Genomic DNA, 16290 nt, shown 5'->3' on the forward strand with positions numbered 1-16290 from the left:
AACAGCGCTTGCTACAATTTCGCGCCGCGCAACCTGAGGGCATTGCCGATTACTGATACGGAGCTCAAGCTCATGGCGGCAGCGGTAATCATCGGGCTGAGCAGCAGGCCGAAGAACGGAAACAGAACCCCGGCGGCGATAGGAATGCCGGCAAAATTGTAAACGAAGGCGAAGAACAGATTTTGTTTGATGTTAGCCATCGTCTGCCGGCTCAGCCGTCGGGCACGGGCAATCCCACGCAGATCGCCTTTCACGAGCGTGACACCGGCGCTTTCCATGGCCACGTCCGTGCCTGTGCCCATGGCGATGCCGACATGCGCCCGAGCCAGCGCCGGCGCATCGTTGATGCCGTCGCCGGCCATGGCCACGATACGGCCTTCGGCCTGCAGACGCTTGACCATATCGGCCTTCTGATCGGGCAGGACTTCGGCCATGATCTCGTCGATACCGAGCTTGTCGGCGACGGCCTGGGCTGTGGTACGGCTGTCGCCCGTGAGCATCACGATGCGGATGTGCTCGTGATGCAACGCCCGGATGGCGTCGGGCGTGCTGTCTTTGATCGGATCGGCCACGCCGAGGAGTCCCGCCGGCCTGCCGTCGGCCGAGACGAACATGACGGTCTGGCCGTCGCCGCGCAGTTCCTCGGCGCGGGCTGCAAGATCGCCCGGCTCGATGTCCAGGCTGGCCATCAGTGCGCGGTTGCCGAGCGCGATGTCATGGCCATCGACGCGGCCTTTGACGCCCTGGCCGGTAACGGAGGCAAAATCCTCGACGCGGGTCAGGTCGATACCGCGGTCCTCGGCCCCCTTGACGATGGCTTCCGCCAGCGGATGCTCGCTGCCGCGTTCGATGCTCGCGGCGAAACGCAAAAGGTCGTTTTCTCCAATGTTATCGGCAGTCGTGACACTGACGAGTTTCGGCTTGCCCTCGGTCAGCGTCCCGGTCTTGTCCACGACCAGCGTGTCGATTTTACGCATCAGCTCGATGGCTTCGGCGTTTTTGAACAGAATGCCGGCGCCGGCGCCTTTGCCCGTCGCCACCATGATGGACATGGGCGTCGCCAGGCCGAGGGCGCACGGACAGGCAATGATCAGCACGGCGATGGCGTTGATGAGCGCGTAGGCCATGCGCGGCTCGGGTCCGGCAACAGACCAAACGATAAACGTGATGATCGCGATAACGACCACGACGGGTACGAAATAGCCGGCGATGATGTCGGCCAGCTTCTGAATCGGCGCGCGGGTGCGCTGCGCCTCGGCCACCATCGCCACGATGCGCGACAGCAGCGTTTCCGCGCCGACTTTTTCGGCGCGCATGACCAGGCCGCCGGTGTTGTTGATGGTCGAGCCGATGACGCGGTCGCCTTCGTGCTTTTCGGCCGGGATCGGCTCGCCCGTGACCATCGATTCATCCACCGAACTGGCGCCTTCCAGCACCACGCCGTCCACCGGTATTTTCTCGCCCGGCCGCACGCGCAGCCGGTCGCCGGCCTGCACCGCATCCAGCGGTACATCCGCCTCGGTGCCGTCGTCGGCCAGACGGCGCGCCGTTGTCGCCTGCATGCCCAGCAATTTTTTGATGGCCTGGCTGGTTTGGCTGCGGGCGCGCAGTTCGATGACCTGACCGAGCAGGATCAGGGTCACGATCACGGCGGCGGCCTCGAAGTAGACGCCAACCTCGCCGTGCTCGCGGAACGAAGCGGGAAAAATGTCCGGGAACAGGGCCGCGATCACGCTGTAGACATAGGCTACGCTGACGCCCAGCCCGATCAGCGTGAACATGTTGAGGCTGCGGTTTTTTACCGATTGCACGGCGCGAACGTAAAACGGCCAGGCCGACCACAGGCAGACCGGGGTCGCCAATACCAGCTCAATGAGCGTGCGGGTCCGCATCGAGAAAAGTTGTGAAACAGGCCGCCCGGGCAGCATGTCGCCCATGGCAACGATGACCAGCGGCACGGTCAACGCGGCGGCAAACCAGAACCGGCGGCTCATGTCCGTCAGTTCGGGGTTCTGTTCGGCTTGCCCGGCATCGACTGTCCTGGGCTCAAGCGCCATGCCGCAGATAGGGCAATTGCCCGGTACGTCACGGACGATTTCCGGATGCATCGGGCAGACCCATTCGGTATGCGATACGGGCCGGGGCGTTTCGACCGGCTCAAGCGCCATGCCGCACTTTGGGCAGTTTCCTGGCCGGAGGGACTGAATTTCGGGATGCATGGGGCAGGTGTAATGGGCTGTTGTCGTGCTGTTGTCGATGCTTGGCATGTTTGTGTACCTTATTATTAGAATTATCAACGTTTTCTTTCTCCGGTCCGGGGAGCCGGAGGGCGCATGTTGCCGCAGAGGACTGCCAGGGTCATTTCCTGTCCATCCGGTCATTCGTGTCGCCTAGAGGCGCCTGCTTTTGGCCTTCAATCGACTTTCAGCACCTTGGCGCCGCGGATTCTGCCCATTTTCAGTTCGACCAGAGCCTCGTTGGCCTGTTCCAGCGCGAATATCTGAACTTCCGGAGCCAAGTTCATTTCAGCGGCCAGGTCCAGAAATTCCAGGACATCGCCCCGGGTAATGTTGGCGACGCTCTTGATTTCCTTTTCCTGCCAGAGATGTTGCGGATAATCCAGTTGCAGCAGGCTCTGCTTGTCGCCTTCCTTGCGGATCGCGTTGATTACAAGCCGGCCGCCCGCATCGAGGTTCGCCAGGGCTTCCACGACGGGCAGCCAGGCCGGTGTTGTGTCTATGATGCTGTCCAGTTTACAAGGCGCCCGTTCGCTTGTCTCGCCGGCCCAGACGGCGCCCAGTTCCAGGGCGAACGCGCGCTCTTCGGCGCTTCTGGCAAACACGAACACGTCGGTGTTAGGATAGCGGAACCGGGCCATTTTCAGAACCAGATGGCCCGATGCGCCAAATCCCGTCAAACCCAAACGCTGTCCATCCTCAAGCCCGGTCAGCCGCAGAGACCGGTAACCGATGGCGCCGGCGCATAATAACGGAGCGGCCTGCAGATCGGAAAAAGCGTTAGGTATTCGGTAAGCGAAATCCTCGCTCACCGTCATGTACTCAGCATAGCCGCCATTGGTATCGCGGCCGGTGGCCTCGAAATCAGGGCATAGATTCTCATGACCGGACCGGCAGAACTTGCATGTCCCGCAAGCGGAAAAAATCCAGGCGATGCCAACCCGGTCGCCCGGTTTGAGCTGCTGTACGCTGCTTCCGACTGTGTGAACACGGCCCACGACCTGGTGCCCGGGGATAACCGGCAAGTACGGCGGCGGGGTTCTGCCCTCGATTTCATCGAGTTCGGTGTGGCAAACACCGCATGCGGAAACCTTGAGCAGGATTTCCTTGTCTCCCGGAACGGGGATCGGAACCTCCATCAATTCAAGCGGCGTCTGGTGTTCTTTTAAATCGCAGAGCTGTTTCAATACCATCGCTTTCATGGGATTACCTTTAGGAATTGGCTGTTGTTGGATTCGAAAGGCTGTTTGCCTGGCGGTTCCGTAATCAGGTTCAGGGTATGGTATCATCCTGGCTCACTTATCTCCTCAGTCGCGCCGGTAACGGTAAGAGGCGGCTCATACAATGGACATCGGTCTTATCCTTATCTTAATTGTTATCAATGGCATTTTCTCAATGTCGGAAATGTCGGTTGTTTCTTCCCGAAAAGCGCGCCTGCAGAAGCTGGCGGCCGAGCGGCGTTCAGGTGCCAATACGGCGCTAAAACTGCACGAAGAACCGTCCCGTTTTCTGTCGACTATCCAAATTGGCATCACCTCCGTCGGCATTCTGACCGGTGCGCTGGGCGAAGAAACACTGGCGGTGCCCATCTATGAGCAGCTGGTCAAAATTCCGGCTTTCGAACCGCATGCCAGAGGCGTCGCCCTGACCTTGACGGTGGTTTTAATCACATATTTTTCCGTGGTGGTCGGCGAACTCGTCCCTAAGCGTCTGGCTTTGCTGTACTCGGAAGGCATTGCCGTTGTGATTGCCCGCCCGATGAGTTTTTTATCCAGAATTGCCAGCCCATTGGTCTGGCTGCTGTCGGTTTCAGGGAACTTGCTGCTCCGCCTCATCGGCGCTCACCGTCCCCGGCCGGCTTCGGTCACCAACGAGGAAATCAGGTTATTGATGGAAATGGGTTCCGAAACCGGTGTTTTCCATGCCAGCGAGAGTAAATTGGTTTCCAATGTGCTGAGATTGGATGAACAGCGTGTCGGCGCCATTATGACGCCGCGCAAGGAGGTTTTCGCTATTGACCTGGCGGCTCCGGAAGATGAAGTCAAGCTGAAAATTGCTGATTGCCAGTATGAGCGTCTGGTGGTTTGCCGGGACGGCCTGGAAAATGTACTCGGGATTCTGCATCGCGGCGATCTGTTGAAATCGATGATGGAAGGCCGGTTCAATATCGAGAAAACAATGCGTCCGCCGCTTTATATGCCCGATTCCATCACGCTCACTCATCTGCTGGAGCTATTCCGGAAAGAGCATGACGATATTGCCCTGATCGTCGACGAATACGGCGAGTTGGAGGGTCTAGTCACGCTCACCGACGTTTTTACCGCTATCGTCGGCGATTTCCCGACGGCGGAATCCGAACTCGATCCCGATGTGGTCCAGCGCGAAGACGGTTCGTGGCTTATTGATGGCGGGGTGTCGATAGCAAGATTGAAGTCGGTGCTTGATATAGACACCGATTTTCCCGGCGAGGCAGATAAGGCCTACAATACGACCGGTGGCTTCATTCTGTACCGCCTGGAAAGGGTTCCGCACCTGACGGACAGCTTTGAATATGGCGATTGGCGTTTCGAAGTGGTGGACCTTGACGGAACGCGCATCGATAAGGTTTTGATCACGCACAGGAATAAAAGAAGCCGCCGCAAGGCCGGATGAGGGCTGCCGTCCCAACCTGTGGCGGCATGCCCGGGAGCCGGAATGGTCAGGAAGAGTGAAGGCTGGCCCGATTGGTTGCCTGGCCGAACAATGATTGCCGGGCCAGGACATGCTGCAGATCGGCAAAACTGACCGGTTTGGTCAGATAAGCGTCGAATCCGGCTGCCTTTGCCGTTTCGCGATTCTCTTGCCCGCTATAGCCGCTCAGGGCAATCAGCTGCGTTGTTGCCAGAGCCGGATGTCGCCGTATCGCTCGTGCAACGGCATAGCCATCCATGCCGGGCAGACCGATGTCGAGCAGCACGACTTGAGGCCGTTCAGTCCGTGCGATTTTCAACGCGGCATGGCCATCATAAGCCAGCAATACCTTATGCCCCATGCTGGTCAGCAGTATGGACAGACTCTGGGCGGCATCACGATTATCATCGACCACCAGCATGCGCAGGGGCGCTTCAACAGAAGGGAGGAGGACTGCCGGGTAAGGAAAATCAACGGGCAGGGGAGGCGACAGGCAAGGCAGGCGGATGACGAATTCGCTGCCCTTGCCGCGGCCTTCGCTGACGGCCCAGACTTCGCCGCCGTGCATCGATACCAGGCTGTTGACCAGCGAAAGGCCAATGCCCAATCCGCCTTCCGAGCGGTCGATGGTGCGGTCCACCTGATAGAACAGTTGAAACAGGCTGGGCAGCACCGAAGGATCGATGCCTCGGCCGTTGTCACGGACCCGGATGAAAATGTCATCGTTTTCATGGTTAACGGTCAGTGTGATACATCCGCCTTCGTCGGTATATTTTGCCGCATTGTTGAGCAGGTTCGATACGACTTGCGACAGCCGCACCAGGTCGCCCTCGACGATTAGAGGCTCAGACGGCAGGCGAACGGATAATTCATGACGGCGGGCATCGATCAGCGGCTGGCTGGTTTCGACCGCCCGCTGCACAATGACAGCGACTTCGAGAAGGTCTTTCTTGAGTTCGATCTTGCCGCGGCTGATACGCGAGACATCCATCAGATCGTCCACCAGGCGAACTAGCTGCTCGACTTGTCGGCTAATGACATCGCGACACCAGGACAGCCGCGTTTCATCGGAACTGGATTGCTTCATGATCTGCACGGCATTGCTGATCGGCGCCAAGGGGTTGCGCAGCTCGTGGGCGAGCATGGCGAGGAACTCATCCTTGCGCCGGTCGGCTTCGTGCAGTGCTTCCTCGGCGCGTTTACGTTCGCTGATATCGAGCACGTGGACGACGAATCCCTGAACCCGCCCTTCGGCATCGAAGTCCGGGGAATACGTTGCATGAACCCAGCGAGGGCCGATATTGGGTAAGGTGACAAGGCGTTCGAAAGCGACTCGCTCCCCGGCCAGAACACGCTGGATATAAGGAGAGATAGCCTGCCAGGCCTCCTCGCCGACGATTTCCCGCATGTGACGGCCGCATACCTGCTCGGGAGTGTAGCCGAACCACAGCTCGTAATTTCTGTTGGCGCGCCGGAACCGGCATTCCCGGTCGATGTAAGACATCAGGGCCGGCGCATTGTCCATGGTCACCCGCAACAGGTCGTGCGCTTTCTCGGCTTCGCGCCGCGCCGCGTCCAGTTCGGCCGTGCGTTCGACCACGCGCTGCTCCAGTGAGGCATTGGCTTCGCGCAGCGCCTGCTTGGCCCGCGTTATCTCGGTAATGTCGATACCGACTTCCATGATCATCGGCGTACCGTCAATATCCTTGAAGGGGAAATCATGAATCTCGTAGTCGTGCCGGTCCGGACCGGACCACCGCCATTCCACGGGAGCATTGGTCTTCAGCGTCCTGAAGGTATCACAGACCTCGCATGGCGTGTCGCGCTTGAACAGATACTCGTAGCAGCGTTTCCCCCGGGCCTTGCCGTAGCGCTGCTCGAAAAAGCGGTTGGCGAAGACCACTTCGTAATTTTGCGATAGCAGAATCACATAGACAGGAAGCGTCTGCAGCACGTCATACATACGCTGCCGTTCCCTCTGCACGGCGGCATAAGCCTGGACCAGCTCGGCGGTGCGCAGCGACACCTGTCGGCGCAATGTCCAGGTCCACAAGGCCAGGAGCGAAAAAAGGACGGCGGCGGCTCCTGCCGCCCAGGCCACATATTTAATCGGGAAGGTGGGAGGCGCGGAAATACCGAGCCATTTTCTATAGAGGCGGTCATACTCCCCGTTGGCCTTGACGATGGTCAGGCCCTGGTTGAGGCGGTCGCGCAGCGCGGTGTCGCCCTTGCGGACGGCGAAACAGAACTCGCGCCGGTATTCCTTGAGCAGCGGGCCGGGCTCGATGACTTCCGACAGGCCGATTGTCCGCGCCAGCCAGCTTCCCTGCAGCATCGGTGCCAGTAACGCATCATGCTGCCCCGAGGCCAGCAGCCGGAAGCCATCGGCCAGATCATCGACGATCACCAGCTGATGGTTGAAACCGCGGCCGGCGAGGGCATGATGAGACGTGTCCGAACGCAACACGATGATACTCAGGGCGCGGGCCTGCTCGATAAATTTGATGGGCGGATGCCCTTTGCGCACGAAAAAGGAGTCATAGCCGAGCGTATGCGGTCGGGTGAGTTCCACTTGGTCGTCGTGTTCCGGCATGCGAGCCACCAGCGGCAGGGCATCGATCTCGCCTCTCTTCAGTTTTTGCCAGAGCACGTCCCAACGGTCCGGATGGAAGGTGACGGGTATGCCCATGACCTCGGCAACCCTGGCAAACAGTTCGACGGCGAAGCCAGTCGATCGACCCTGCTCATCGATATCGGCGTAAGGCGGAAAACCAATTTCCGAACCGACGCGCAGGGGCTGCCTGTATTCCGCGCCAACCAGCCCGAAAGAGCTCAGAACGGCCAAGGCCAGCATGAGCGCGAATCGCCTGAGCCAGGGTTTCATGCGCGGCGACATGTTCTGTTAGGTTTTAAGCAAAGTGGCTTTACAGGGAACAGGCTGGCTACTGCGTTTATCATAGGGCTCGAATAATTTATTGTATAAAAATATAAAGTCATGATTCCAAAACAAGTCATGCTTAAACAGCGCCGTACTCACGCTTGGGCTTGTGTTTATTGACAGTAGCGATATCCGGGCCAGTTTAATGACTTCTTTAATTATTGGCTACCCTATCAGATTGTTTAATTAATGCCGACATCCCAAGAGCGGCTAATCTGAACATTTCACCACGAAGGACACGAAGCACACGAAGGCTGTTCCAGACCCAATTCCACCGCCTCCATAATCCCCATGGATGGGGTGAATGCAGAGAAATGACGGGATCATTTCCTGTCCATGCGGTCGTTCGTGGTGAAGTATTCAGGCTAAGGCTTTTTTGCGACAGCATAAATCACATTGGCTTGCACGTTTTGCGTGCGCGAATCGGCCATGAAGGACAGATTAGCCTGGCGAACATAGTCAACCGCTTCGGGTTCCAGTTGATCGATTGTGCCGCGATATCCCGAGCCGAGCAGCGTTGTCCACCAGTCTTCCGGCGATGTCACGGGATGCACCGCGGATTCGGCCACAATCGATGCTTTCGGTACACCGGCTTCGATCAGCACCTCGTTGAGCGATAAAGGCTCGGCGATGCGATCCCATGGGTTGAAGCCTTTGTAAAGGTCGGGCCTGACATCGCGAACGGCATTCCAGAAAACCGAGTTGCCCGGCTCGAAGAAATCCGGCCCCCATGTGGTGATGGCAAGTTTTCCGCCGGGGCGCAAGACCCGCCATAATTCCCGGATGGCCGAGGGAATATCGGGTACGAAAAAGATGCCGAAAACGCAAACTACCGCGTCGAAGCTGGCATCGGCAAAGCCCGTATCAAGCATGTCGCCAACCTGGAACTCAACATTGTTCAGATTGCGTTTTCTCGCTTTCGCGCGTGCAAGATCGAGCAGCCTTTCGGCCAGATCGATGCCGGTAACCTGGCCTTCGGAACCTACGCGCATGGCGGCCGGCAGTGCCGATGCTCCGGTGCCGCAACATACGTCGAGCACCGATGAACCGGGCTCGAGGTCCAGGCGTTCGACAGTGCTGTGCCCGAACCGGTCCCAGAAAGTGTTGGCGGGATGGTCGAACAGGTCGGACGCGGCATTATAGGCCGCCGCCGCCTTGGCCTGTGCTTCGTTTAATGTAGTCATGGATTTGTCTCTTTAAATATACTCAATAGGTTATCGATGAAGCGTTGTCCGGCCGATAGCTCTGCTGGCTGATGTGGGGGATTGACAGGATGAGTGACGGCCATTGTTTCGCTATTTCTTGTTCAGCAGCAGAATTCCCAATAATACAGTGAAGGCCGATATCGGGAAAGTTGCCGTACTGAATCTCGGTAATCAAGCAGGCCGGTGCCTGAAGTTTTCATCGCGCCATTTTTTTCGTTACTCATTTGCCGCGAAATGGTTATGATATGGCTCCGTACAGGCGCATTAACATGTGGTTGTAGTCACGTGTTATATCCTGAAGTTTTATCGAACCCGCCGGAAGCCCTGCGCTTGCCAGAGAGCGGGTAAGAGCGAATATGGCCTGGAATGGCTCTTTATCGGATGTTGAATATTTGAATGAACCGTATTTATCTGGTCCGGAACGAGGCGGACAAAAATATGAACCGGTTTTACCAGTTGATCATCATGCCGGGATTGTTCGGTGATTGGTCGTTAGTTCGCGAATGGGGGCGCGTCGGTTCGCCGGGCACCGTGCGCAAGGACTGGTTCGATACCGAAGAAGAGGCGATCAATGCCGCCCAGCGCTTGTGCCAAAGCAAGCAGAAAGGCGGTTATCGCTGCCAGGTTCGGTGAATCCTGTCGCCGCCTGACGGGACTTAACCCGGATATTTCATAAAACCGCAGGGAATACAGGAGACCCCGGCACCTTATGCCGGGTTTCCGCGAAGCTCCAACCCCGCCTACCCGCTACCTACCTCCCGCATGAGCCTAATCCATTCGCCGAGCCGGCCTGCAAGCACCTTGTGGGAGGTTTCTACTTTTCCCGATATAGATACACGCATTGTCCGGGGCGAAATAGCATCTTCCCGCCGCGCATACCCGTCAAAAACGCAAATTCAATAGTGTGATCTCAAGCCCAGACAAGTAAATCAGGCGCTATATAATTGAGGCCGGTAAAGCGCCCGATTATGGCACCAATGCTTGCGGGTCACGATGCCGGGCGGTTGAGTCCGCATCGCTCTTATCGGTGGGCAGGGCGGCAATGGGCCGCTTTGAAAAAACGAGTCATTATAATCCGAATGAAAAAACTCCCCGCACGGGATAAAGCCGCCATCGAGCCTTCAACCGGAAAGGCCGCAATCAATTTTATGAAACACGCGGCAGCGACCGAATAACAGTGCGTCGCGGTCAGCCTGACCCCGATCATCAAGCCGGCTGGTCCTGTCGGCAATGTGAGCACGGATGATCAACGGCAGGCTGACGGCTGAATGAAGCGAGATTGAAACAATACAAATAAAAACCGACAGACATAAAAAAGCCCCCTTAAGTTTTACTTTGCGAGGGCTCTGGTCGCCTGGAAGCGATGCCTACGCAACACAATTCCATTGGTATGGAAAGTTAACGATAGGCCTTAGTCGGTTACATCAGGTCTGGATTATACACAAGGATCAATAATGAGCAAGAAAGTTCTGGGGCTGGATCTAGGCACCTATTCCATAGGCTGGGCATTGCTCGAGGAAAGCCAGGGCGGGCCCGACCGGATAATTGATTTGGGTTGCCGGGTTTTTAACGAGGCGGATGGAGAAAAAACACCGGCTCCCGGCAATCCGAAACGCAGCGATGCCAAATTGAACAGACGCATTCTCCAGCGCAAGGCGAAACGCAAACAGCGTATGCTCAACTATTTGTTAACGCTGAACTGGCTGCCGGAAGAACTGCAGGCATCGCCCCAGCCGGAAATCATTCTGAACCGGATCGGCGACCCCTATCGGTTGCGTGCGAAAGCCCTGGATGAAAAATTATCCGCGCATGAACTGGGACGAGTATTGCTGCATTTTGTCCAGTGCCGAGGCTTTTCAGGCAGCCGCGAAACCTGGCCGGGCGCCATGATCGATGATCCCGATGTGCTGGCTGTTCTGGCCGAGTCGGAGGAGGGTGCGGACCAGCGCGAACGCGACAGCGGACAGGCGGCGTTTAAACAGGAGGTTGATGCGTTGAGAACGGCTATAAAAGAGGCCGGCTGCCGGACACTGGGCGAATATCTGGCGAGCCGGGGTCACCCTGATTGCAAGCGCATCCGGGCCAAAAATGGCGAGCATCTGCGCACGGACCGGCAAATGTATAAAGATGAGTTGGGGTTGATCTGGCGGCAACAGCAGCGCCATCACGAGCGGTTAACCGAACCGGTGAAAGCGCGGGTGGAGCGCATTATTTTTTATCAAAGACCCGTTAAGCCGTGTGCTGATCGCATCAACCGTTGTCCCCTGGAACCCAAACGCAGGCGGGCCGGCCTGGCCCGACTGGAAAGCCAGCGTTTTCGCTATATGCAGGCGATCAGTAACCTGACGTATTTAAACCATCGCACTGAAACGGAAGAGCGCTTGTCGGCCGGCCAGATAGGCAGGCTGAGCGTGCTGTGCGAGACGGAAGCCGATATCAGCTTCGCACGGATCAAAGAGCTGTTGGGCTTCGATAATTCCCGGGAATTTAACCTGGAGCGCGACATCAAGAAGCTGAACGGTAATGTGACCGCCTGGCAAATCAGGAAAGTTTTCAGCGGCTGGGATAATCTGGGAACCGGGAAACAGCAGGCACTGGTCGAGGACTTGCTGACCATCAACAAAAAATCCGTGCTCAGGAAGCGTTTGCTCGGGCATTGGGGTCTTGATTCCGCGACTGTCGTCAAGCTGTGTCAGTTGTCGCTTGAGCCGGGCTACAGCCCGCTTTCCAGTAAAGCCATCAATAAACTGCTGCCGTTTCTTTATCAAGGCCAAAGCGTGGCCGAAGCGCGGGTCAGCGCGGGGTATGGTCCTGAGGTTCAGGCTGTTGCCCAAAAGGATAAATTAGCCGTGCCGCCGGAAACCGCCAATCCCGTCCTGCAAAAAGGGCTGCATGAACTCAGGCGGCTGATCAACGCCCTGATCGCCGAGTACGGCAAGCCCGATGCGATCAGGGTGCAAATGGCGCGCGAATTGAAGATGAACAGCAGACGCTATGCCGCATTTGGCAGACAGCAAAAAGCCAGGGACAGGATGAATGAGAAAGCGGTGTTGATGTTTCAGCGCGTCAAACGGCAGAATCCGCATCTGGCATTGACCGACGCCCCCGGCAAAACCGATCAGCTAAAATACCGGCTATGGCAGGATCAGCGGCGGCTCTGTGCATATTCCGGCCAACGCATCGCCCCGTCGGCGTTGTTCGGACCTGAAGTTGAGATCGACCATATCTTGCCTTACAGCGAATCACTGGACGATTCGTATATGAATAAAGCGCTCTGTTTCGTTAAGGAAAAGAGTGTCAAAGGCCGCAAAACGCCGATTGAGGCATTCGGCGGCAATGAGGCGCAGTGGCATCAAATCGAACAAAACCTGAAGCGATGGGACAGGTCTCTGGCATCGAAGCAAAAACGCTTCTTCATGAACGCGGCAACGATGCGGAAAGCGGATTTTATCGGCAGCCAGCTCAACGACGCACGCCGCATCAGCCGCGTCGTGCATGATTATTTACAACAATTGGATGCGGCCGTCACGGTCAGCACAGGAAGAGCGGCCGCATGGCTACGGCGGCAATGGGATTTGAACGGTCTGCTCGGTGAGACGCCGGCGACAGACCGCGGCGATTACCGGCGGCATGCGATCGATGCGCTGGCCACGGCCTGTATCGACCGGCGGTTTTTAACAAGGCTGTCGGAGGCGGCCAGTGAGCTTGAAGGTAAACAGTCCGAATTGAATATCGACGACTTGCGGGTCGATCCGGCCTGGCAGACAGTACGGGAGGATCTGCGGCGGGCGCTGGACAAAATGATTGTGGCGCATGTGCCGCGGCTTAAATTGAGCGGCGAGGGGCATGAGGAAACCGGCGCGGCATTTGCCGGGGGCGGTACGGTTTCTCATAAAGACGGCAAGATCCCGATTCAGCGGAGCCGGATCCGGCAACCGGAAGCCGCCACAGCCAGCGGCAATATTCATCACGTGGAAATATTAAGGCATAAAACCACGGGCCAATATACCGGTGAGTTCGTGACCCGACTGGAGCCGGGCCATCGCGTCAAAGGCATCGGAAAACATAGACCGCCTGTGATTAAAACAGACCATTCCGAACCGTTTGAGTTCGTCATGGCGCTGCATGTCAATGATACGGTCAGCGTCGAGCAGGCGGGGCAGCGGGTTTTTTACCGTGTCCGGAAACTGGACGCCGGCGGCAACCGGTGCCTGTTGCGTCTGCATTCGACGGCGCTCCCGGACCGAAAAACCGAGGAAATCGATTTCAGCATCAACGCGGCATCCTTTAATCGATGGCGACTGCAAAAGCATAAAATCAACGCCATCGGCAAACTTATCGACGTTAAACCGTAAGGCCGGGATACCGGTTAATCTCGCCGCCAGGCATGAAAGCGCGCCACCCACTTCAATAGCCTTTCCGGCCGATGCTGGCGTTTCCAGACGCCGGCGGCATATTTGTTGGCCTCCGCCATGGTCGGGTAAATATGAATAGTGGCCAGGATTTTATTCAAGCCAATGTCGTGCTTCATAGCCAGCACAAATTCCGCGATCAAGTCACCAGCGTGCTGGCCGACGATGGTGACGCCGAGAATCTTGTCCCTGCCGGGCCGGGTCAGGACTTTGACAAAGCCGTGCGCCGCGCTGTCGGTAATGGCCCGGTCCAGTTCCTCGAACTGATACCGGCTGACTTCGTAAGCAACGCCTTGTTCCCTGGCTTCCTGCTCATTCAGGCCGACGTGGGCGACTTCCGGGTCGGTAAAGGTGGCCCAGGGGATCACGGAGTTGTCGATACGAAATTTTTTCAAGTCGCCGAACAGGGCATTGACCGACGCATGCCAGGCCTGGTGCGCGGCCGTATGGGTAAACTGGTAAGGGCCCGCCACATCGCCGCAGGCGAAAATATTCGGATAATTGGTGGCCTGAAATTCATCGACCCGCACCGTATGCCTGGGCGACAGTTCCACACCGATGTCTTCGAGGCCGAAACCGGCGGTATTGGGCGCGCGGCCGATCGCCAGCAGCAGCCGGTCAAAGACAATGCGCAGCGCTTGGCCCCGGTGCTCGGCGATCAGGACGTGCTCGCCGTTTTCAATCAGGAATCGCGTTGCGGTATGTTCCAGACGCACATCGATGCCCTCCTGACTGAACCTGGCCTTTATCATTTCTGAAACCTCGTTATCTTCCTGCGTCAGCAGGCGCGCGGCTTTTTCGACCAGAATGACCTGTGTGCCGAAGCGGGCGAAAGCCTGCGCCAGCTCGCAGCCGATAGGACCGCCGCCCAGCACCAGCAGGCGCCGGGGTTGCTCGCGCAAGTTCCAGACTGTGTCGGAAGTCAGGTAATCGATGCCGTCCAGGCCGGGAATCGGCGGTATAAAAGGACGCGCACCGGCGGCAATGACGATGGCGCGCGTGGTCAGGGTGCGCGTGCCGGCTGCCGTCCGCACTTCAACCGACCAGGGCGACGTAATCCTGGCGGCGCCTTCAATAACGTTAACGCCGAGCTCGCGATAGCGCTGGACCGAATCATGCGGCGCCACGGTTTGAATGATGCGCTGCACGCGCTCCATAATCTCGGCAAAGTCAAAATCGGCTTTAATGGCCTTGATGCCGTATTCGGCGGAATGCTGAAACCGCGACAACAATTTCGCCGAACGGATGAAGGCTTTCGAGGGCACGCAGCCGGTATTCAGGCAATCTCCGCCCATTTTGTGTTTTTCGATCAATGTCACATCGGCCTTGACCGCGGCGGCAATGTAGGCGGACACCAGTCCGGCCGACCCGGCGCCAATGACCACAAGGTTAGTGTCGAATTTCTCAGGCTTGGGCCATTGCTGGTAAATTTTTTTGGCTTGAATGACCGATACGGTTTTCCGGGTGACGAGCGGAAAAAGGCCTAACAGCACAAACGAGCCGATCAGGGTCGGCGAGAAAATGCCGGACACGGAATCGATCCTGGCCAGTTGCATACCGGCATTAATGTAAACCAGTGTTCCGGGCAACATGCCCAGTTGGCTGATCCAATAGAAGGTGCGGGTTGTAATGGCGGTCAATCCCATGACCAGATTAATGACGAAAAACGGGAAAAGCGGCACCAGCCTCAAGGTAAACAGGTAATAGGCCCCGTCGCGCGCCATGCCTTCATCCACGGCCTTCAGGCGATCGGCGAACCGGGCTTTGACAAGGTCCCGAAACAGAAAACGCGCGGCCAGAAAAGCCAGCGTGGCGCCGATGCTGGATGCAAACGATACGATCAGCGTTCCCCACAGCAGGCCGAACAATGCGCCGCCCGCCAGGGTCAACAGTGCGCCGCCGGGCAGGGACAGGGCGGTGGTGGCAATATAGAGCAGCGCATAAAAGACCGTTGCCTTGACAGGGTGGGCATCGCGGTAGGCCAGGAGGGTCTGGTGTTTGGCCTTTAAGTTTTCCAATGTCAGTAACTGCGGCAGATCGGAATAGAAAAAGGCGCCTATCAGCGCGGCGATGATTATCAGCAAAACGATGTGTGATTTAGCCATTAGTTAACTCCGTTTGGATGCAATGCTGATTGGATTACTTAAATATCTATTTCTTACAATTATTTTTATATTTTTTAACCTATTGTCTGGGGATATCGAGGTCAAGCCAAATTATCAAGCGATACTATTAATGAAAACGGTATGAAAATTCTTATTCACCACGAACATCACGAAGGAACACGAAGAAAAAGTAAAATCCATGAATGCATTAAAACTTAGTGCTCGATTGCTGTTCCAGATGCCATTCCACCGCCTGCATTTTTGCAGGCCCGTGTCCCAGTACCGGTTTACACGAAGGCCCTTGGGAACCAGGGAATTGCGTATTACTCATTACCACACTCCTGCGGGATAATGGCTACCGAAAGCCTGCCTGAAAAATACAGTAGGGTACGCATTGCGTACGAGACTGTGAAAGAATTCAGAAACGAGTATGGCTCTACTGGGTGAATACCGCTATTTTCATTAGCGAATTTTCATAAGGTATGAAAATTCCACCTCTTGGCAGCGCGGAATTCGCCAATTAAGCCGGGTTTTTCAGCCATTTTAGGCAAAAACCTGGTTTGTTTCGCTATTCCCTAAGCGCTGGGCGCAGTAATCCCTAAAGGCCGCCACACCGAGTATATTCAGCACTCGGGTAAAGTTGTAACACAAGGCCATTAAGCTGAATTCGCCCCGGCATTTCTCAAGCCCGCGCATCAGAAAATGGTGCATACCGGCTCGATG

The 16290-nt window shown here is 56.9% G+C and carries 8 protein-coding genes and 1 pseudogene; 3 read left to right on the forward strand and 6 right to left on the reverse strand.

Annotation, left to right across the window (positions count from 1 at the left end; genetic code table 11):
* Positions 1–11: 11 nt before the first annotated feature.
* Positions 12–2267 (reverse strand): copper-transporting P-type ATPase, encoded by a 2256-nt coding sequence (locus EK22_RS09540; RefSeq protein WP_235209267.1) that lies wholly within the window; start codon positions 2265–2267, stop codon positions 12–14.
* A 146-nt stretch (positions 2268–2413) separates the two neighbouring features.
* Complete coding sequence (locus EK22_RS09545) at positions 2414–3439, reverse strand: zinc-dependent alcohol dehydrogenase family protein (RefSeq protein WP_036250380.1); 1026 nt, start codon at positions 3437–3439, stop codon at positions 2414–2416.
* Between the two features lie 142 nt (positions 3440–3581).
* Here EK22_RS09545 and EK22_RS09550 point away from each other — a divergent pair, with 142 nt between their 5' ends.
* On the forward strand, positions 3582–4889 hold the full coding sequence (locus tag EK22_RS09550) for a hemolysin family protein (protein ID WP_036250382.1): 1308 nt from the start codon (positions 3582–3584) through the stop codon (positions 4887–4889).
* A gap of 46 nt (positions 4890–4935) precedes the next feature.
* Here the strand turns inward: EK22_RS09550 and EK22_RS09555 are convergent, their stop codons facing one another.
* Together EK22_RS09555 and EK22_RS09560 are read right to left on the reverse strand one after the other, a co-directional pair.
* Entirely contained in the window at positions 4936–7791 is a 2856-nt protein-coding gene (locus EK22_RS09555) for an ATP-binding protein (protein WP_235209269.1), read from the reverse strand.
* Positions 7792–8210: 419 nt separating this feature from the next.
* Positions 8211–9029, reverse strand: a complete 819-nt coding sequence (locus EK22_RS09560; RefSeq protein ID WP_020160721.1) for a class I SAM-dependent methyltransferase — start codon at positions 9027–9029, stop codon at positions 8211–8213.
* Positions 9030–9446: 417 nt separating this feature from the next.
* Here EK22_RS09560 and EK22_RS09565 point away from each other — a divergent pair, with 417 nt between their 5' ends.
* Both EK22_RS09565 and cas9 read left to right on the forward strand, forming a co-directional pair.
* Positions 9447–9683, forward strand: a complete 237-nt coding sequence (locus EK22_RS09565; RefSeq protein WP_020160723.1) for a WGR domain-containing protein — start codon at positions 9447–9449, stop codon at positions 9681–9683.
* A gap of 821 nt (positions 9684–10504) precedes the next feature.
* Complete coding sequence (cas9, locus tag EK22_RS09575) at positions 10505–13405, forward strand: type II CRISPR RNA-guided endonuclease Cas9 (RefSeq protein WP_036250386.1); 2901 nt, start codon at positions 10505–10507, stop codon at positions 13403–13405.
* A 14-nt stretch (positions 13406–13419) separates the two neighbouring features.
* Here the strand turns inward: cas9 and EK22_RS09580 are convergent, their stop codons facing one another.
* Complete coding sequence (locus EK22_RS09580) at positions 13420–15567, reverse strand: FAD-dependent oxidoreductase (protein WP_036250388.1); 2148 nt, start codon at positions 15565–15567, stop codon at positions 13420–13422.
* 543 nt (positions 15568–16110) lie between these two features.
* Positions 16111–16290: pseudogene (locus EK22_RS25250) on the reverse strand (IS1182 family transposase); the annotation flags it as partial.

The sequence above is a fragment of the Methylobacter sp. BBA5.1 genome (assembly GCF_000746145.1).
In the GTDB taxonomy this organism is placed as follows: domain Bacteria; phylum Pseudomonadota; class Gammaproteobacteria; order Methylococcales; family Methylomonadaceae; genus Methylobacter; species Methylobacter marinus.

Bases quoted from the DNA above. Each gene is read 5' to 3' on its own strand.
- EK22_RS09555 (WP_235209269.1), bottom strand. From the start codon at position 7,791: ATGAAACCCTGGCTCAGGCGATTCGCGCTCATGCTGGCCTTGGCCGTT.
- EK22_RS09560 (WP_020160721.1), bottom strand. From the start codon at position 9,029: ATGACTACATTAAACGAAGCACAGGCCAAGGCGGCGGCGGCCTATAAT.
- cas9 (WP_036250386.1), top strand. From the start codon at position 10,505: ATGAGCAAGAAAGTTCTGGGGCTGGATCTAGGCACCTATTCCATAGGC.
- EK22_RS09545 (WP_036250380.1), bottom strand. From the start codon at position 3,439: ATGAAAGCGATGGTATTGAAACAGCTCTGCGATTTAAAAGAACACCAG.
- EK22_RS09565 (WP_020160723.1), top strand. From the start codon at position 9,447: ATGAACCGTATTTATCTGGTCCGGAACGAGGCGGACAAAAATATGAAC.
- EK22_RS09540 (WP_235209267.1), bottom strand. From the start codon at position 2,267: ATGCCAAGCATCGACAACAGCACGACAACAGCCCATTACACCTGCCCC.
- EK22_RS09580 (WP_036250388.1), bottom strand. From the start codon at position 15,567: ATGGCTAAATCACACATCGTTTTGCTGATAATCATCGCCGCGCTGATA.
- EK22_RS09550 (WP_036250382.1), top strand. From the start codon at position 3,582: ATGGACATCGGTCTTATCCTTATCTTAATTGTTATCAATGGCATTTTC.